The organism is Streptomyces longisporoflavus (genome assembly GCF_014649775.1).
GTDB lineage: Bacteria > Actinomycetota > Actinomycetes > Streptomycetales > Streptomycetaceae > Streptomyces > Streptomyces longisporoflavus.
The window spans coordinates 182,010-199,469 of the sequence record NZ_BMTR01000006.1; the positions used below are offsets into that span (position 1 = coordinate 182,010).

The following is a 17,460-nucleotide window of genomic DNA, read 5'->3' on the forward strand; positions in this document are numbered from 1 at the left end:
ACATGGCGCTCATGAGGGCGTCAGGGTCAGGAGGGTGCCGCTCGTGCGGTCGGACGAGGGCCCGGTCTCCAGGAGGACCTCGCCGGGCTCCACGACGTACTCCAGGGCGCGGTCCAGCGAGGCCAGGGTATCCGCCTCGACGACGAAGGCGACCTCGGCCTCCTCGCCGGGGGCCAGGTCGACCCTGGCGAAGCCGCGCAGCTCACGGACGCGCGGCCAGGAACTGGAGCCCGAGACCCGGCGCACGTAGAGCTGCACGGTCTCCCGCACGGGACGCGCCCCCGTATTCGTGACGGCGACCGTGCAGGTGAGCCCCGGATCGCTGACCGGGACCCGGGTGCGCGAGAGCCGCGGCTCCCCGTACGCGACGGTCGTGTACGACAGGCCGTGCCCGAAGGCGTACAGCGCGGTGGCCGGCTGGTCCACGTAGCCCCGGTAGCCGTGATCCTTGGCGTTGTAGAACACCGGCAGCTGGGCGGCCGAGCGCGGCACGGAGACGGGCAGGCGCCCCACGGGTTCCGCGCGCCCGAAGAGCACGTCGGCGACGGCCCGCCCGCCCCACGGCCCCGGATACCACGCCGAGAGCACGGCACCGGCTCGCCCGGACAGCTCCGGCACGGCATGCGGCCGCCCCTGCACCAGGACCACGACGACGGGCGTGCCGGTGGCGGCCACGGCATCCAGGAGCGCCGACTGCCCTTCCGGCAGGCTCAGTTCGGCGAGGTCGACGCCCTCGCCGCACGTCATGTCCACCGGAGCGCCGGACGCCACGACGGCGGCCCCGTTGCTGTCGAAGCGCGTGCCGGACTCCCGCGCGCTGGACCCGCCGAGGACGAGGACGGCGGTGTCGGCGGCGGCGGCCAGCGCCACCGCCTCCGGGATGCCGCCGCGATCGCCGCCGACCAGCTCGCAGCCCCGCGCGTACGTGACCTCGCTGCCCGGCGGCGCCACGGCCCTGATGCCGTCGAGGACGGTCAGACCGGTGCCGGGGCGCTGCGGCGCGGTGTAGTCGCCGAGCTGCCGGGGGAGCGAGTCGGCGCCCGGGCCGATGACGGCGACGCGGGACGCGGCGGCCATGGGGAGCGCGGTCCCGTCATGGCTCAGGAGCACGACGGACTCGCGGGCCAGACGCTCGCTCAACTCCCCGAGGGCGGGCGCGCGTTCGGGCTCCTCGTCCACGTACGGCCGCTCGAAGAGGCCCAGGCGGAACTTCAGCGTGAGGACGCGGGCGACCGCCGCGTCCAGGGTCTGCTCGGAGACCAGACCCTGCTCGACCGCCTCGGCGATCCGCGGGAAACAGGCGTCCCACAGACTCAGGTCCGTGCCCGCGTCCAGGGCGAGGGCGCCCGCCGCCACCGGGTCACCGGTGAGGCGCACGAGACGGTCCAGGGCGCACCCGTCGGCCATGACCAGGCCCTCGAACCCCCAGCGCCCGCGCAGCAGGCCGGTGAGGAGCTCACGGCCGGCCGCGCACGGCAGGCCGTCGTACTCGTTGTACGCGGCCATGACGCCCGCCGCCCCGGCCCGGACACCCGCCCACGCCGCCACCAGATGAACCTCGTGGAGCTCGCGCGGGCCGAGCTCCGTCGCCGCGCTGTTGCGGCCGCCGACCGTCGCGCCCTGCCCGGCGAAGTGCTTGAGCACGACCGCAGCCCGGTCCGGGGCGAAGCCGGCGCCGTCGCCCTGCATGCCCCGCACCAGCGCCCGCGTGAAGCGCGCCGCGAGATACGGGTCCTCGCCGAAGCACTCCTCCGCGCGCCCCCAGCGCGGATCCCGCACCAGGTCGAGGGCGGAGACGAGGGCGACATGGCCGCCGCGGGCCCGCAGCTCGGCGGCGGCGCCCGCGGCGGCGGCCTCGTACAGCTCCGGGTCCCACGTCGCGCCGACCGCGAGATTCACCGGCAGGACCGTGCCGTCCAGAGCCTGATGGCCGTGCGGCACCTCCTCGACGAGCAGGACCGGAATGCCGAGCCGGGTGCTCGACATGACGTAGCGCTGCACCGCGTTGGAGACGCGCGCCGCGTCCGCGGCGGTGATGCCGTCCGCGAACGTCACGCCCGACCACGGATCGGCGCGCTGGAGGCCGTACAGCGCGCCCATCCCGTCGAACGCGGCGACCTCGGCGCGAAAGGCGTCCGTCAGGCGGTGGCCGCCGTGTGGATCGGGCGTCCGCTCGTAGGCGTCCCAGCCGTACATGCGCTGGTTGACCTGGCCCGCCTTCTCGGTGAGCGTCATCCGCGAGAGCAGGTCGCGCACCCGGTCGGCGACCGGAGCGCCCGCCTCGCGGTACAGCGGCGCGCTCATCGCACTTCGAGGACGCACACGCCGAACGGGACGAGCCGTACCTCCGCCACCGCCTCACGCGTGTCGAGGTCGTGCAGCGAACCGTCCACCGCCGGGCGCACCGCGAGCTCCTGGTCCGACTGGCTGACCAGCCACACGAACCGCCGCCCGTCCTCGTGCACGAGGACGTCCGCCGAGACGTAGGGGCTGTCGACCGTCACCGGCCGCCGCACGCCCGCGAGCCGCGCGAGCGCCGCGTACAGACGGTGGGTCTGCTCCGGGTTGACGCGGGTCGTGCGCGCGGCCATGTGCTCCAGGGGGTAAGTGGCAAGGACCGTACGGCCGCGCCCCGTCTCGTGGACCAGGAGCGCCGGGCGGCCGTGCGCGTCCTCGGCCACGACGCGCGCCCCTGCCGGGACGACCGGCAGATAGGCGCGGCTGTCCTCGTTGCCCGCGACGGGGAAGCGCAGGGTCTCGCCCGCGGGGATGGAGCCGAACTCCTCGGTGAAGGTCATCTCCAGGACGTCGTCCTCGATGGGCTCGGCCACACCGTAGGAGAGCTGGAGCTCGACGCCGAAGAGCCCGTCGAGGCCGTCGAACCACGGGCCGCGCGTGCCGGGGTGCTCGCCGGAGCAGAACGACAGGTACACGGTGGCGCCTTCGCGGGCCCGCCGCTCCAGATCCCGCCGCGTCCGGGTCGTGAACTGCCGGGTGGACGGCAGGAGATACAGCGCCGCGTCCCCCGGAAGCCCGTCCGCCTCCCGCGTGAGCGCCACCGGGAGATCGGCCCCGCGTGCGGCGACGTACCCCTGGTGCAGGGAGGTGAAGATCAGCGGGCGGTCGGCGGGGCGGCTGTAGGGGTAGCCGCGCTCCAGGAACGCGGGCACGACGAGCGCCGCGTCCGCGTCCGTGCGGCGGCAGCGCGCGAAGTCCACCTGCTCCAGGATCCCGGCGAACGCGGCTATCTCGACGAGCGGCGTCTTCGGGGCGCCGGTGCTGTCCGTGATGCCGAAGTGCATCTCGAAGGGGTGGTGGTCGTAGGGCGACTGGTCCCACAGGTCGTCGTAGTCGGTGTTGTTCCACGCCATCCAGCCGGTCGCGCCGCCCAGCAGGGAGTTGTGCAGCGTCTGGCGGTAGTAGATGCCCGCGTTCTCGGCCGACACGGTGTCCGTCGAGAGCCCGAACTCCTCCAGGATCACCGGCTGTCCGGTGACTCCGGCAAGCTCGCACTCGAACGCCGCCCGGTAGTGCTGACGTACGCGATCCGTGTCGGAGCGGTACACGTGCGGGCCCACGAAGTCGACGTACTCGGCCGTGTCCCGCAGCGAGAAGCCGTTGTCGCGGCCGGTCACCTCGATGCCCCACGCGCCGTCGCCCAGGGACACCGGCTGGGTGCCGCCCGCCGCGCGCACCGCGTCGCACATGAACTGCGCCCAGGCGGTGACCACGTCGCTGGAGGGCGGGTCCACCTGGTAGACGCGCCCGTAACCCGGCATCTCGTTGGTGATGAGCCACCCCGTCACCGCCGCGTGGTCCTTGAAGCGGCGCGTCATCTGCGACACGAACCACGACTGGCGGCCGACAAGCCACACGTCCTCGTACAGGTCGCGGCCCCCGCGCCACGCCGGGTCCCAGTTCTCGCCGGACATGTGCCCGACGATGAAGGTGGGCACCGTGCCCATCCCGAACTCGGTGTGCGCGTCGAGGAAGTCGCGGAAACGCGCGCACAACTCCTCGTCGACGCGGTGCGGCTCGGGGTGGAAGTCCGGCCAGTAGAAGAACGAGCGGGTCATCGTCATGCCGTGCTCGCGCAGCACGGACAGTTCCTCGCGGACCGTCTTCGGGTCGTAGTTCCGCCACATCAGCGGACCGCCGGTACGTGACCAGAAGTTGGCGCCGATCCAGGGCAGGACGGCGGAATCATGGGTGAGCTGGGCGCTGTGGCGTCGCATGGTGGTACTCAGGTCTTTCCGTACGGGGGTGCGGGGGTTCATCAGAAGCGGAGGTCAGCGGGCGGGCCCCGTCGACTCGCGGACCACGAGCCGTGGCCGTTCGTCGAGCGCGACGGGCGGCACCTTCTCGCCGCACTGCGCGAGGAGCGCACGCGCGGCGGCCGCACCGACCCGCTGCACCTGCTGGTCGACGGTGGTCAGACGCGGGTGCAGCCAGTGGCCGATCGGGAGGTTGTCGTAGCCCACGACGGACAGATCGCCGGGGACACGCAGTCCGGCGCGCTGGGCGGCGCCGATGCCGCACACCGCCATGGAGTCATTGGCGTACATGACGGCGGTGGGGCGCTGCGCCATGCCGAGCAGCTCCTCGGTCGCGGCGACCGCCGCGGCCTCGGAGAAGTCGGTGCTCAGGACGGCGGCCGGGGCGAGCCCCTTGAGCAGCAGGGTTTCCTCGAAGACCGCGCGGCGCAGCCCCGTGTGCAGCAGTTCGCCGGGCCCCGACACATAGGCGATGCGCCGGTGGCCGAGCTCCACGAGGTGGTCGACGGCTTCGTGTATGCCGGCGCCCTGGTTGCCCAGGCCCACGGTCGGCACGGGCGCGTCGGGATGCGGTGCGCCGAGCAGTACGGCGGGCAGGCCGAGGCCGCGCAGCAGCGGCGGGCGCGGGTCGTCGGCGCGGGCGTCGGTCAGGACGGCGCCGTCGACGCGGCCCTCGGCGGCGAGACGTTCGTACAGCGCGCTCTCCTCGGCCACGTCCGCGACCAGATGGAGCAGCAAGCCGTAACCGCGCGGGGCGAGTTCGCCCTCCAGGCCGGTGATCAGCTCGGTGAAGTGCGGGTCCGCGCCGAGCACGTCCGTGGGGCGGCGCACCACGAGGGCCAGCGTGCGGGTACGGGCGCTGCGCAGCGCCGTCGCCGTGGCACTCGGCGACCAGCCGAGCTCGGCGGCGGCGTCCAGGATGCGGCGCCGGGTGGCCTCGGAGATGCGGCCCTTGGCGTTGAACGCCTGCGAGACGGCGGCCGTGGAGACCCCGGCCGCCGCGGCGACCGCCTTGATCGTCGGACGTGCGCCGCTGTCCCTGCGGGATGCTTCCGGAGTGTTCACATCTTCACCGCCCCACTGACGAGGGCCTGCTGCATCCGCTTCTGCAGCACCGTGTAGACGGCCCATACCGGTACGAGAGTCAGTACCGTACCGGCGGTCAGGACCCCGTAATCCGTCCCCGTCAGGGACTTGAGGGTGGGCAGGGCTACCTGCACGGTGCGCTGCGAGGGGTCGGGGCCGATGATGACGAGCGAGTACAGGTACTCGTTCCAGAACGTCAGGAAGTTCAGGAGCAGCACCGTCGCGATGCCGGGCATGCACATCGGCGTATAGACGTGCCGCAGGACCCCGAACGTGGAGGCGCCGTCGATGCGCGCCGCCTCCTCCATCTCCTTGGGGATGGTCCGCATGAACTGCACCAGGATGACCACGGACAGCGGCATCGCGGTGGCGGGCAGGAAGAGCACCATGAACATGCGCGTGTGGAACAGGCCGGTCGCCGCCGCGAGCAGGAACGTGGGGAAGAGCGCGGCGAACGTCGGGATGAGGAAGCCGAGCGAGAAGACCTTCTCCACGAAGGCGCCGAGCCGGCCCGTCGAGCGGGCGACGGCGAACGCCGCCGGAATCGCGAGCGCCAGGGTCAGCGCGAGCGAGAAGGCCGTCACGAGCGCCGAGTTGACGACCGCGAGCCCCAGATCGGCGCTCTCGAAGGCCGTGCCGAAGTTGCCGAACGACAGGGAGGTGGGCAGGGAGAAGGGGCTGGCGAAGATCTCCTCGTTCGTCTTGAAGGCGGAGGCCAGCAGATAGTAGAGGGGCACGAGGAGCAGCGCCGCGTACGCCCACGCCAGGATGTGCGCGGGCAGCCAGGACTTTCCGTGTTTCATGGTGACCGGCTCCGATCGGGTCTCTGGCGGCGTCAGTAGTTCTGGCGGAACGTGCGGCGGATGGTGAGCAGACCGACGAGGCCGACCAGGAAGAGAATCACGCCGACGGTCTGGCTGTAGCCGAGGTCGGCCGCGATGAACGCCTTCTGGTAGACGAGGAACGACAGCGTCGTCGACGAACTGCCCGGACCGCCCTGCGTGAGGAGCAGGACGTGCTGGGCCGATCCGAAGAACGTCCAGAGGAACTGGAGCATCGTCACCACGCCCACGTAGTCGCGGATGACCGGGAAGTGCACGCGCCACATCGTCCGCCAGTGCCCGGCGCCGTCCAGCTGCGCCGCCTCGCCGATCTCCTCGGGCACACTGCCGAGCCGGGCCGCGAACAGGACGGCGGTGAAGCCGATGCCGCCCCAGACGTCGAGCACGATCAGACAGGCGAGTGCCGTCGAGGGAGAGGCCAGCCAGGCGTCGGTCACCGAGCCCAGTCCCACCGACTTCAGCGCGCCGTTGACCAGGCCGTCGGGGGAGAGCGCCGCGTAGAACACCATCGCCTTGGCCGGGGTGGAGATCAGGCCGGGGATGAAGAGGAGGTAGCGCAGGACACGGTGGCCCGGCGGCTTCTGCGCGACGTAGTAGCCCAGCATGTACGCGCACACGATCATGATCGGCAGGGCGACGGCGAGCTGGACCGCCGTATTGCGCACGGCGTCCCAGAACACCGGGTCGTCGAAGACCGTACGGACGTTGTCCCACCCGGCGAAGGTGACGGGCTGCAGCATGCCCGGCCAGTGCAGGGCCGCGATCACGAAGATCGCGATCATCGGGCCGACCATGAAGACCAGATACCAGACCAGGGCGGGGACGGCGAGGATCGTGCCGCCTTCCTGGCGGCGCCCCCGGACCGGGGACTTGGCGGGTGCGGGGCGGACCTCGGTCCCGCCCGGCGTCGACATCGTTGTCGTCATCTCGGGTGACTCCCGGAAAGGTGCTCGGGCGCGGCTCATGCGGTGCGGTACGCGGCTTCGAGCACGGAGCGCACCCTGGCGGGGCTCGTGCCCCGGGTGAACGCCGTACTGGTCGCGGTGATCAGCGGCTGCGTCGCGGCCGGCGGGACGTAGACATCGGGAAGGAGGGCTTCGCTGACGTCGTCGCCGAGCTTCTGCGCCTCGGCGACCAGCGGGAAGTCCGTGCTGAGGGTGTCCGAACGCAGGGCCATGTCCCGGCCGCTCTCCTTGACGAAGCGCGTAACGGTGTCCGGGCGGTACATGAAGCGCAGGAACTTCTCGACGGAGTCCAGCTTCTTCGTGCCGTTCGGGCTGATCCAGAAGCCGATGAGGGTGTAGGTGCGCAGGATCGTCGGCTTGGCGTGCGCGGCGCCCGGAGCGAGCGGCCAGCCGCCGACATCCGTGTGCCGGGCGATCTTGTCCGGGACCTTGGCGAGCGCCGACGACATGGCGGACTGGATGGCGGCGGCACCCGTGTTGAACTGCGTCGTCATCGTGTCGGACGTCAGGCCCTGCGCCTTGTCGGCGAAGACTCCGGCGTCGCGCAGGGCGGTGAAGTACTCGATGCCCTCGCGGGCGCCCCGGCTGCCGCTGAAGTCGCCGCTCGTGAAGACCTTCCGCGCCTCGTCGGGCGTGAGGAAGGTCTGGATGATCTGGGCGAGGAGCTTCTGGCCCGTCCAGTCGTTGCCGCCCACGGTCACCGGTGCGATGCCCTTGGCGCGGAGCTTGCGGGCGGCGGAGATCAGCTGGTCGCCGGTGGTGGGGATCGCGTCGACACCGGCGCTTTCGAGCAGCGCGGTGTTGTAGGCGACCGGCCAGTTGGTGGCGAAGTAGGGGAAGGCGCGCAGCCGCCCCTTGCCGTCGGTCCAGGCGTCCAGGGCGACGGGCAGGACCCGCTTTCGCAGTCCCCAGTCGTCCATGTAGCCCTTGACGTCTACGGTCGCCCCGACATCGGTCCAGGCCAGCGTCTTGTCGTAGAGGTTCACCATGACGACGTCCGGCTCCTTGCGGGCGAGCCGGGATGTCTCGTAGACCTGCGCGAGGTCGTCGCCGTTGACGAGGTTCTTCACCTTCAGGCCCGGGTTCTCGTCCCGGAAGGTGTTCAGGGCGGACAGATACGTGGGCGAGCCCGGTGCGGTGGTGCCCAGCTGGCTGTGCACCACGAGCGTGTCGGGATCGGAATCCGCCGAAGCCAGCGTGGAACAGCCGGCGAGGGCGGGCAGGGCGGGCAGGGCGGTGGCGGCGGCCAGGCCTGAACCTGCGGCGAGGAAGCCGCGCCGACTCATCGTTGAGCGCACAGCGGGATGTCTCCAACCAGGGCGATGACAACCAGGGGTTAATCGATATACCTGCGGGGGTGCGAGGAGACTAGAAGCGCTTCGTTGAATGGTCAATCCCCTGTTGCGCACGGTGAATCTTCCGGCGAATACGACAAAACGGTCACGCGGTGTCGGTCGTGCCGCAGTGGCGCCCGCCACGTCTTTATGCAACTAGTTGCACAAGGGGTCGGCGTCCTCTAGAACTGTTCCGACGACACACCGCGCATGGAGGGCCCGCATGAGCCGCTACCCGAACCTGCTGAGCCCGCTCGACCTGGGCTTCACCACCCTGCCCAACCGGGTCCTGATGGGGTCCATGCACGTGGGCCTGGAAGAGGCGCCGAACGGTTTCGAGCGGATGGCGGAGTTCTACGCGACCCGTGCGCGCGGCGGCGTCGGCCTCATCGTCACCGGCGGCATCGCCCCCAACGAGCTCGGCCGCCCCTGGGACGGCGGCGCCAAGCTGACCACCGAGGCGGAGGCGGAGGAGCACGCGGGCATCACGGCCGCCGTGCACGCGGCGGGCGGCAAGATCGCCATGCAGATCCTGCACTTCGGGCGGTACGCCTACCACGAGGGCCTCGTCGCGCCGAGCGCGATCAAGGCGCCGATCAGCCCCTTCGTGCCGCGGGCCCTGGAGGACGACGAGGTCGAGCAGACCGTCGAGGACTTCGTGCGCGCCGCCGAGCTGGCCAAGCTCGCGGGCTACGACGGCGTCGAAGTCATGGGCTCCGAGGGCTACTTGATCAACGAGTTCATCGCGGCCCCCACCAACCGGCGCGAGGACCGCTGGGGCGGCTCCTACGAGAACCGCATCCGCTTCCCCGTCGAGATCGTCCGGCGCATACGCGAGCGCGTCGGCGCCGACTTCATCATCATCTACCGCCTCTCCATGCTCGACCTCGTCCCCGGCGGCTCCACCCTCGAAGAGGTCGTCCACCTCGCCAAGGAGATCGAGGCCGCGGGCGCCACGATCATCAACACCGGCATCGGCTGGCACGAGGCACGCATCCCCACCATCGCGACCTCGGTGCCGCGCGGCGCGTACACCTTCGTCACGAAGAAGGTCATGGGTCAGGTCTCCGTGCCGCTCGTGACCACCAACCGCATCAACACCCCCGAGATCGCCGAGCAGTTGCTCGCCGACGGCGCCGCCGACATGGTCTCCCTGGCCCGCCCGCTCCTCGCCGACCCGGACTTCGTCGCCAAGGCGCGGGCCGAGCAGTCCGACGCCATCAACACCTGCATCGGCTGCAACCAGGCCTGCCTGGACCACACCTTCAACCTGCAGATCACCTCCTGCCTGGTGAACCCGCGCGCCTGCCACGAGACCGAGCTCGTCCTCGCCCCGACCCGCACCAAGAAGCGCGTCGCGGTCGTCGGCGCGGGCCCGGCCGGACTCGCCTTCGCGGTGTCGGCGGCCGAGCGCGGCCACGACGTCACGCTCATCGACGCGGCGTCCGAGATCGGCGGCCAGCTCAACGTCGCCCGCAAGGTCCCCGGCAAGGAAGAGTTCGACGAGACCCTGCGCTACTACCGCACCCAGCTCGAACTGCGCGGCGTGCGGGTCCAGTTGAACACCCGCGCCACGGCGGAGAGCCTCGCGGAGGCGGCGTACGACGAGGTGGTCGTCGCCACCGGAGTCACGCCCCGCACCCCCGAGATCCCCGGCATCGACCACCCCAGCGTGGTCGGCTACCTCGACGTGCTGCGCGACAGCGCGCCCGTGGGGGAGCGCGTCGCGATCATCGGCGCGGGCGGCATCGGTTTCGACGTCGCCGAGTACCTCACCGACAGCGGCGACAAGGCCAGCCTGGACCCGGCGACGTACTTCCGTCAGTGGGGCGTCGACATGGACTACAAGGACCGCGGCGGCCTGACCGCGCCCGACCGCCCGGCCCCGCCGCGCTCCGTGCACCTCATCCAGCGCAAGACGTCCAAGGTCGGCCAGGGCCTCGGTAAGACCACGGGCTGGATCCACCGCACCGAACTGCGCCACCGCGGCGTCACCATGGTCGCGGGGGCGAGCTACGACCTCATCGACGACGCGGGCCTGCACATCACCGTCGGCGGCGAGTCCACGGTCATCCCCGTCGACACGATCGTCCTATGCTCCGGCCAGGACCCGCGCCGCGACCTGTACGAGGAGCTGCTCGCCACCGGTCTGAAGGCGCACCTCATCGGAGGCGCGGACGTGGCCGCCGAGCTGGACGCCAAGCGCGCCATCAAGCAGGGCACGGAGCTGGCTGCGGCGCTGTGACCCCGGCGTCCGCACCGGACGCCGTACTTAGGATGGCCGCCATGTCACTCCCGCACGCGATCCTCACCGCACTGCTCGAAAAGCCTTCCTCTGGCCTCGAGCTGACCCGCAGGTTCGACAAGTCGATCGGCTACTTCTGGTCGGCCACGCACCAGCAGATCTACCGCGAGCTGGGGAAACTGGAGCGGGACGGGTCCATCCGCGCGCTGGAGCAGCAGCAGGCCACCCGCGGGCAGAAGAAGGAGTACGAGGTCCTGCCCGCGGGCCGCGCCGAACTGGCCCGCTGGACGGCCGCGAGCCAGGACCCCAAGCCGCTGCGGGACACCCTGCTGCTGCGCCTGCGGGCGGCGGCGGTCGTCGGCACGGACGGCATCGAGGCGGACCTGCGCCGCCATCTCACCCTGCACCGGCGGCAGTTGGCCGAGTACGAGGAGATCGAGAAGCGGGACTTCCCGCCGGGCAGGGACACGGTGGAGGACCGGCTGCGGCATGTGGTGCTGCGGGCCGGGATCGACCTGGAGACGTTCTGGACCCAGTGGCTGGAGCGGACGCTGGAGGAACTCGGGAGGCCGGACGCCTGACCCCGGACGCTTCAGACGCTTCATGCCTGATGCCGGACGTCTGACGCTCCGGCGTACGTACGACGGCTGCCGCCGGCCGACGCGAGTCGGGGCCGGCGGCAGCCGCTTCTCCGAGGCCCCGGTCAGGGCCGCTTCAGGGCCGGCGGCTCCCGCTCAGAGCCGGTGCTGCGCGCCGCGGCGACGCAGGTACCAGGCTCCACCGCCGCCGACGGCCAGGACCAGCAGGGCGCCGCCCCCGACGAGGGTGATCGTGCCCCGGTCCTCGCTGCCGCCGCCGAGACCGCCCCGGACGCCGCGCGCGGGCGCGGTCGTGGACGAGGTGGTCGGCGTGGCCCCGACGGTGACCGTCTGCGAACCCGCCGCCGTGCCGTCCTCGCAGACCACGGCCACCGTGTGCTTGCCGGAACTGACGTTCTGCCAGGAGGCGCTGCCACCCGAGAGCGGCACCTGCCTGCCTTGGGCGAAGCTGGCCTGGCCGTTGCTCATCAGCGCGGCGTTGCCTCCGTCCGGGCAGGCCTGCGTGGTGACCGTGACCGTCGATCCCCTGGCGGACACCGAGATTCCCTCGGCGGCGACCGCCGAGGGGGCGGCCAGTGCCAGCGGAAGCGCGGCCGCGGCGGCGACGGTCAGGCCGGAGCGGACGAATATCTGGGTAGTGCGCATGAGTCTGCCCTCCGGAGGCACGGGAGGCGGTACATCCCATGCGCCGCCGGGGGTCGGGGAGCGCCCGTGCTACCTGACGACGAGCCAACGTGCCATCCGCCCGAGCCGCATGCGGACAGCGACCGGGCAGGTGACGGAATCCTTCGTACGGCCGACAGGCGCGGCAGCCGGCCTGGCCCGGTGCCGCGCCTTCATGGGCGTCAGCCGGTGGTGACCGTCCGTTCGGCTGACCAGCCGCCCCACGTCCCGTCGGGAAGCTTGGCCCGGAGCTTCACGCGGTGCGTGTCGCCCGGTTTCTTGCCCACGTAGAAGTCGTGCTCGGCCTTGTCCCGGGGAGCCGTGCCGCCGAACACCAGCGAGGTGGCGGTCTTGCCGTCGAGGTGGATCTGGTACTCCGCCACCGCGCCGCCCGTACGCGGCGGAGTCCACGCCAAGACGATGTAGTAGGCCCCGTCGTCTTCGCGGGTCTTCGCGCGGAAGTCCGCAGGTGCCGTGGCGCGGCCGTCGCCCCGGCCGGCCTCGGTGGTGAGGCGGACGGTGCGGCTCGGGGGAGACGCGTTGTCGGCCGCGTCGAGCGCCTTGACGGTGAAGCGGTAGGCCGTGCCCGGCCGCAGGCCCGTGACGAGGGTCTCGCGCTCGCTGCCGTCCACGCTGTGGATCTTCGACGTGCCCTGGTAGATCTCGTACGAGGCGACGCCCTCGTCGTCCTTCGAGGCGCCCCAGGACAGCGTCACCGCCCGGCTGCCCTCGACCGCGCCCCGCGGGGAGCCGGGCCGGGAGGGCGGCTCGCGATCGGCGGCGGCCGCGGCGGGCGTGTTGACCGTCTGCTTCTTGCTCGCGGGCCCCACGTTGCCCTCGGCGTCGCGGGCCCGGACGGTGAAGGTGTGGGCCGTGGACGGCTTCAGACCGACGACGTCCACCATGTGCTTGCTGCCCGGCACCCGCTTGACCCTGGTGGCGCCCCGGTACACGTCGTAGCCGGTGACCCCGGTGTCGTCCGTGGCCTTGTTCCACATGACGTGGGCGGTGGTGGCGCTGCCCGCCTGCACGGTGAGGCCCCGCGGGGCGGTCGGCGGCTGTACGTCCTTCGCGTCCGCCTCACCGCCCCAGGTGCAGGCGGCGAGGGCGGCGGTGAGGGCCAGGAGGGCGGACAGGTGGGGGGTCCGTCGCACGGGCGTGCCTTCCATTCGGGCGGCATTGGTCCGGACCTATTTGACACAGGTGTCGGGTGCACATCAAGGGGTGTGCGGCTGCGTCTCAAGGGATGCGCACCTCACCGGGCGCGTTCGCGCCGCCCGGGCCCCCGTGCCGACGGAGGTGTACGACCCGGAACAGGCTGGGATGTCTGGTCACGTACATCCGGCCGCCGGTCTCCGCTCGTCCCACCGGCCGCGGTCAGCCCCGCCCCGAGGAAAGGCCCCTTCTCGTGCGTACCAGGAACACGGCCCTCGCCCTTGCCGCCGGAGCCGCCCTGCTCGTCCCCGCCCCCATGTCAGCGGCCGCGTTTCCGGAGCGGAGCGAAGCGAGCCACAATTCGGCGCAGGTCCCGATGAGCGCACCGCCCCCGCCCCGGGTGTCCCGTGCGTCCCGCGCTCCCGGGGAAGGAACCGTGCCCGCCGCCGCGCTCCTCGCCAAGGCCGCCGCGTCCTGTGAACAGGTGTCGCGCGGCAAGTACCGTACGGACGACGGAGCCGCCGAGACCATCCCCGTCTGCGGCAAGCGGGGCGCGGTGCACTGGACCGCCGACATGGACATCGACTGCGACGGGCGGCCGAGCCCGGCCTGCAACAAGCGCACGGACCCCCTCTTCCAGAACACCACGGCGTTCCAGGAATCGACCGGCCGCCAGCTGAGCGCGGAGTGGCTGCCGTACATCGTCGTGCCGGGCGCGAGCAGTCGCTGGAACCACACCGAGCACGGCATCACGGGCGGCTCGGTGGCCGCCGTGATCCACGGGGACAAGGTCCTGTACGCCGTCGTCGGCGACACCGGCCCCACCGAGCTCATCGGCGAGGCGTCGTACGCCGCGGCGAAGGCGCTCGGCATCCGACCCGATCCGGGGACCGGCGGCACCGATTCGGGCGTCACCTACATCGTCTTCGACGGGCCCAAGGCGTCGCCCATCGAGGACCACCGGGCCGCGGTCGCCCGGGGCGATGAGCTGGCCCGGCAGTTCCTGACCCAGAACTGACCCTCCGGCCGCAGGCTGTCCCGCTCACAACGCCCGCTCACAGCGGCCCGCTCACGCCTTCCGGTAGGAGTACGCCTCTGCCGCCGCGGCCTGAACCGCGTCGACGTCGGCGCCCGCCGACGCGGCCACCACCGCCGCGACCGCGCCCTCCACGAACGGGGCGTCCACCAGGCGGGAGCCGTCCGGGAGCTCGTCGCCCTCGGCGATCAGCGCCTTCACGGTGAGGACCGCGCTGCCCAGGTCGGTGAGGATGGCGATGCCCGCGCCGCGGTCCACCTTCGCCGCGGCCCGGGCGATCAGCTCCGAGCTCGTGCCGAAGCCGCCGTCCTCGGTGCCGCCCGCCGGGGCCACGGGCGCGGTCGCCCCACCGCCGGCGAGCGCCGTGGCCAGCGCGGCGACGGATTCGGCGACGGCCCCGCTGTGCGAGACGAGGACGATGCCGACCAGCTTGTCGTCACTCACGGCCGGCCTCCGCGGTCTGGACGAGCGCGTCGAAGAGCAGCGCGGAGGAGGTCGCCCCCGGGTCCTGGTGCCCGATGCTCCGCTCGCCCAGATAACTGGCCCGCCCCTTGCGTGCCTGCAGGGGCGTCGTGGCGAGCGCGCCTTCGTTGGCGGCGTCACGCGCCGCGCCGAACGACTCCCCGAGCGCGTCGACCGCGGGCACGAGAGCGTCCAGCATCGTCTTGTCGCCGGGAGCCGCGCCCCCGAGCGCGCTGACCGCGTCGACGCCGGTGCGCAGCGCGTCGGCGAACTGCTGCTCACTGACCTCGGCGGCGTCGCCGAGAGCCTTGCCGGTGCGCCGCAGCAACGTGCCGTAGAGCGGCCCCGACGCACCCCCCACGGTCGAGATCAGCTGCCGGCCCGCCAGGGTGAGCACGGCTCCGGGCGTGGCGGGCGCGTCCTTCTCCAGGGTGGTCGCCACGGCGGCGAACCCGCGCTGCAGATTGCTGCCGTGGTCGGCGTCGCCGATCGGCGAGTCGAGCTGGGTGAGCCGCTCCGCCTCCCGGTCGACGAGTGCGGCGGCCGAGGTCAGCCAGTGACGGAAGAATGCGGCATCGAGCACGGAAACTCCTTGCGCGGTAGAACAGTTGGGTACGGAAGCCTCAGCGGTGCGCGGAGGCGGCGGGCGGATCAGACGCCCCAGCGGAGCCCGGCGGTACGCACCGGAGCGTTCCAGAGCCGCAGCAGCTCCTCGTCGACCTGGCACAGGGTGACGGACGCCCCCGCCATGTCCAGCGACGTCACGTAGTTGCCGACCAGTGTGTGCGCCACGACGACGCCGCGCTCGGCGAGGACCCGCTGGACCTCGGCGTTGAAGCCGTACAGCTCGAGGAGGGGAGTGGCGCCCATGCCGTTCACGAGCACGAGCACCGGATTACGCGGATCGAGATCCTCCAGTACGGCGTTCACGGCGAAGTCCGCGATCTCGCTCGACGTCATCATCGGGCGCCGCTCACGGCCGGGCTCGCCATGGATGCCGACGCCCAACTCCAGCTCCCCGGTGGGCAGATCGAAGGTCGGGCCGCCCTTGGCGGGAGTGGAACAGGGGCTCAGGGCGACCCCGAAGCTCCGCGCGTTCTCGTTCACCTGCCGTGCGATCGCCTCGACCCGCTCCAGGGGCATGCCCTCGTCGGCCGCCGCCCCCGCGATCTTCTCCACGTAGAGGGTCGCGCCGGTGCCGCGCCGCCCGGCGGTGTACAGACTGTCGGTGACCGCCACATCGTCGTTGACGAGGACCTTGGCGACCTGGATGCCCTCGTCCTCGGCGAGCTCCGCGGCCATGTCGAAGTTGAGGACGTCCCCCGTGTAGTTCTTCACGATGAAAAGCACCCCGGCCCCGCTGTCCACGGCGGCGGCCGCCCGCACCATCTGATCCGGCACGGGCGAGGTGAACACCTCACCGGGACAGGCGGCCGACAGCATCCCCGGCCCGACGAATCCGCCGTGCAGCGGCTCGTGCCCGGATCCCCCGCCGGAGACGAGGGCCACCTTCCCCGCGACGGGGGCGTCCCTGCGTACGATCACGCGGTTCTCGACGTCGATCGTCAGCTCGGGATGCGCGGCCGCCATGCCCCGTAGCGCGTCCGCCACGACCGTCTCCGCGACGTTGATCAGCATCTTCATGGGTACCTCCTGGTGGGGTGGGCAGTTAAGTCTCTGGTCCGGGTATTACCGGGTCAAGCAGCGCGTTTGCTGTTCCGGCGCGCGGTCTGGCGGGGACGGTGCGGCGAGAGGCACGGGAGAAACAGCGGGTTTACGGTGAAACGACGGGGAACCCGACCCGCTCCGCATGACGTCGAGACGCGCGAGGAGAGCCGCACATGGCGATCGCGACCTACAGCCTGGTTGCGCTGGACTGCCCCGAGCCCGAGGCGCTGGCCCGTTTCTACCAAGCTGTGCTCGGCGGCGAGGTCCGGAAGTACAACGAGATCTGGTACGACCTGCACGCCCCCGGCGGGCACCGGATCTCCTTCCAGCACGCCCCGGACCACCGGCCGCCCAAGTGGCCGCAGGGCGCGTCGGACTCGCAGCAGCTGCACCTGGACTTCACCGTCGCCGACATGGACCGGGCGCAGGACGAGGTGCTCGCGCTCGGCGCGACCCCCCTCGATCTCGACGACCGGGGCGGAGAGCGCGGCTGGCGTGTCTTCGCCGACCCGGCGGGTCACCCCTTCTGTCTCTGCGTTCAGGAGTGAGCGGCGCACGACCGGCATCAGCCCGGATGGCCGGGGTCGAGGTCGGTGACGTCGCTCAGGCGGAGCAACTTCTGGTGCGGTGAGGCGTCCCCGCCCGTCTCCACGGGCGTGAGATGAAAGCCCGCGTGGTCTCCCCACTCGGCGTGCCGCTCCACCCTGCCGACCCACCAGGAGCAGGCGTCCGTGAGCACGGGCGCCCCTCCCGCGCCGGGCTCCCAGCGCAGGCGGGCGAACTTGTCCACCCGCGCGCCGCACTCGCCGCCGAACAGCTGCGCCAGATGGTGCTCGTCCCGCCTGAGCAGATGCACCCCGAGGAACCCGGCCCGCCGTGCCACCTCGTACGTGTGGTTGGCCCGGGAGAGCCACACCGCGAAGCGCACGGGGCTCAGTGCGCACTGCGAGGCGAAGCCGACCAGACAGCCCTTCGGCGTGCCGTCGTCGGTGGCCGCCGTGACCACCAGCATCGGGTAGTCGAGCCGGCCGGTGAACCCGTCCACTGTCACCAAGGCGACCACCTCTCCTGTGTCCATGACTTGTCCGCGTCTCCACCGTCACATACCGCGAGGGGCGTACCCAAACACTC

The 17,460-nt window shown here is 71.8% G+C and carries 16 protein-coding genes; 4 read left to right on the top strand and 12 right to left on the bottom strand.

Features of this window, described 5'->3' with window-relative positions:
- Window positions 1-9: 9 nt before the first annotated feature.
- Genes IE226_RS14500 through IE226_RS14525 form a run of 6 tightly spaced genes read right to left on the bottom strand, consistent with a single transcriptional unit; the run spans window position 10 to window position 8,465 of the window.
- Window positions 10-2,304 carry a glycoside hydrolase family 3 N-terminal domain-containing protein gene (locus IE226_RS14500; RefSeq protein ID WP_190081604.1) on the bottom strand — a complete coding sequence of 765 codons (2,295 nt, stop codon included), beginning with the start codon at window positions 2,302-2,304 and terminating at the stop codon, window positions 10-12.
- On the bottom strand, window positions 2,301-4,235 hold the full coding sequence (locus IE226_RS14505; RefSeq protein WP_190081605.1) for a cellulase family glycosylhydrolase: 1,935 nt from the start codon (window positions 4,233-4,235) through the stop codon (window positions 2,301-2,303). Before IE226_RS14505 ends, IE226_RS14500 begins: the two co-directional genes overlap by 4 nt.
- Window positions 4,236-4,289: 54 nt before the next feature.
- Window positions 4,290-5,339 carry a LacI family DNA-binding transcriptional regulator gene (locus IE226_RS14510; RefSeq protein WP_229870922.1) on the bottom strand — a complete coding sequence of 350 codons (1,050 nt, stop codon included), beginning with the start codon at window positions 5,337-5,339 and terminating at the stop codon, window positions 4,290-4,292.
- A complete protein-coding gene (locus IE226_RS14515) occupies window positions 5,336-6,163 on the bottom strand; it encodes a carbohydrate ABC transporter permease (protein WP_190081607.1) in 828 nt (275 codons plus the stop codon). The genes IE226_RS14510 and IE226_RS14515 overlap by 4 nt, the downstream gene beginning before the upstream one ends.
- Before the next feature lie 32 nt (window positions 6,164-6,195).
- Window positions 6,196-7,128, bottom strand: a complete 933-nt coding sequence (locus IE226_RS14520; RefSeq protein WP_190081608.1) for a carbohydrate ABC transporter permease — start codon at window positions 7,126-7,128, stop codon at window positions 6,196-6,198.
- Between the two features lie 35 nt (window positions 7,129-7,163).
- Complete coding sequence (locus IE226_RS14525) at window positions 7,164-8,465, bottom strand: ABC transporter substrate-binding protein (RefSeq protein WP_190081609.1); 1,302 nt, start codon at window positions 8,463-8,465, stop codon at window positions 7,164-7,166.
- A gap of 259 nt (window positions 8,466-8,724) precedes the next feature.
- On the opposite strand from IE226_RS14525, the gene IE226_RS14530 reads away from it, so the two are divergent.
- Window positions 8,725-10,746 (top strand): NADPH-dependent 2,4-dienoyl-CoA reductase, encoded by a 2,022-nt coding sequence (locus tag IE226_RS14530; RefSeq protein ID WP_190081610.1) that lies wholly within the window; start codon window positions 8,725-8,727, stop codon window positions 10,744-10,746.
- Between the two features lie 41 nt (window positions 10,747-10,787).
- A complete protein-coding gene (locus IE226_RS14535; RefSeq protein WP_190081611.1) occupies window positions 10,788-11,327 on the top strand; it encodes a PadR family transcriptional regulator in 540 nt (179 codons plus the stop codon).
- 153 nt (window positions 11,328-11,480) lie between these two features.
- Here the strand turns inward: IE226_RS14535 and IE226_RS14540 are convergent, their stop codons facing one another.
- Together IE226_RS14540 and IE226_RS14545 are read right to left on the bottom strand one after the other, a co-directional pair.
- Complete coding sequence (locus tag IE226_RS14540) at window positions 11,481-11,990, bottom strand: hypothetical protein (protein ID WP_190081612.1); 510 nt, start codon at window positions 11,988-11,990, stop codon at window positions 11,481-11,483.
- Window positions 11,991-12,190: 200 nt separating this feature from the next.
- A complete protein-coding gene (locus tag IE226_RS14545) occupies window positions 12,191-13,177 on the bottom strand; it encodes a fibronectin type III domain-containing protein (protein WP_190081613.1) in 987 nt (328 codons plus the stop codon).
- 239 nt (window positions 13,178-13,416) lie between these two features.
- Here IE226_RS14545 and IE226_RS14550 point away from each other — a divergent pair, with 239 nt between their 5' ends.
- On the top strand, window positions 13,417-14,181 hold the full coding sequence (locus tag IE226_RS14550; RefSeq protein WP_229870927.1) for a glycoside hydrolase family 75 protein: 765 nt from the start codon (window positions 13,417-13,419) through the stop codon (window positions 14,179-14,181).
- Window positions 14,182-14,232: 51 nt separating this feature from the next.
- Here the strand turns inward: IE226_RS14550 and IE226_RS14555 are convergent, their stop codons facing one another.
- From IE226_RS14555 to dhaK, 3 genes are all read right to left on the bottom strand, one after another.
- Window positions 14,233-14,643: a PTS-dependent dihydroxyacetone kinase phosphotransferase subunit DhaM gene (locus tag IE226_RS14555; RefSeq protein ID WP_190081614.1), complete on the bottom strand. Its 411-nt coding sequence runs from the start codon at window positions 14,641-14,643 to the stop codon at window positions 14,233-14,235.
- The gene (gene dhaL / locus IE226_RS14560) at window positions 14,636-15,244 is read right to left on the bottom strand and encodes a dihydroxyacetone kinase subunit DhaL (RefSeq protein WP_190081615.1); all 609 of its coding nucleotides are present in this window, start codon (window positions 15,242-15,244) and stop codon (window positions 14,636-14,638) included. The genes IE226_RS14555 and dhaL overlap by 8 nt, the downstream gene beginning before the upstream one ends.
- A gap of 68 nt (window positions 15,245-15,312) precedes the next feature.
- Complete coding sequence (gene dhaK, locus IE226_RS14565) at window positions 15,313-16,305, bottom strand: dihydroxyacetone kinase subunit DhaK (protein WP_190081616.1); 993 nt, start codon at window positions 16,303-16,305, stop codon at window positions 15,313-15,315.
- Window positions 16,306-16,502: 197 nt separating this feature from the next.
- On the opposite strand from dhaK, the gene IE226_RS14570 reads away from it, so the two are divergent.
- Entirely contained in the window at window positions 16,503-16,877 is a 375-nt protein-coding gene (locus tag IE226_RS14570; protein ID WP_190081617.1) for a VOC family protein, read from the top strand.
- A gap of 17 nt (window positions 16,878-16,894) precedes the next feature.
- On the opposite strand, the gene IE226_RS14575 is transcribed toward IE226_RS14570, so the two are convergent.
- On the bottom strand, window positions 16,895-17,407 hold the full coding sequence (locus IE226_RS14575) for a flavin reductase family protein (protein ID WP_190081618.1): 513 nt from the start codon (window positions 17,405-17,407) through the stop codon (window positions 16,895-16,897).
- Window positions 17,408-17,460: the final 53 nt, after the last annotated feature.

What these genes read in the sequence shown, in the direction of transcription:
- dhaK (WP_190081616.1), bottom strand. Translation starts at nt 16,305, where the DNA reads ATGAAGATGCTGATCAACGTCGCGGAGACGGTCGTGGCGGACGCGCTA.
- IE226_RS14505 (WP_190081605.1), bottom strand. Translation starts at nt 4,235, where the DNA reads ATGCGACGCCACAGCGCCCAGCTCACCCATGATTCCGCCGTCCTGCCC.
- IE226_RS14575 (WP_190081618.1), bottom strand. Translation starts at nt 17,407, where the DNA reads ATGGACACAGGAGAGGTGGTCGCCTTGGTGACAGTGGACGGGTTCACC.
- IE226_RS14545 (WP_190081613.1), bottom strand. Translation starts at nt 13,177, where the DNA reads ATGGAAGGCACGCCCGTGCGACGGACCCCCCACCTGTCCGCCCTCCTG.
- IE226_RS14540 (WP_190081612.1), bottom strand. Translation starts at nt 11,990, where the DNA reads ATGCGCACTACCCAGATATTCGTCCGCTCCGGCCTGACCGTCGCCGCC.
- IE226_RS14535 (WP_190081611.1), top strand. Translation starts at nt 10,788, where the DNA reads ATGTCACTCCCGCACGCGATCCTCACCGCACTGCTCGAAAAGCCTTCC.
- IE226_RS14500 (WP_190081604.1), bottom strand. Translation starts at nt 2,304, where the DNA reads ATGAGCGCGCCGCTGTACCGCGAGGCGGGCGCTCCGGTCGCCGACCGG.
- IE226_RS14515 (WP_190081607.1), bottom strand. Translation starts at nt 6,163, where the DNA reads ATGAAACACGGAAAGTCCTGGCTGCCCGCGCACATCCTGGCGTGGGCG.
- IE226_RS14570 (WP_190081617.1), top strand. Translation starts at nt 16,503, where the DNA reads ATGGCGATCGCGACCTACAGCCTGGTTGCGCTGGACTGCCCCGAGCCC.
- IE226_RS14530 (WP_190081610.1), top strand. Translation starts at nt 8,725, where the DNA reads ATGAGCCGCTACCCGAACCTGCTGAGCCCGCTCGACCTGGGCTTCACC.
- IE226_RS14520 (WP_190081608.1), bottom strand. Translation starts at nt 7,128, where the DNA reads ATGACGACAACGATGTCGACGCCGGGCGGGACCGAGGTCCGCCCCGCA.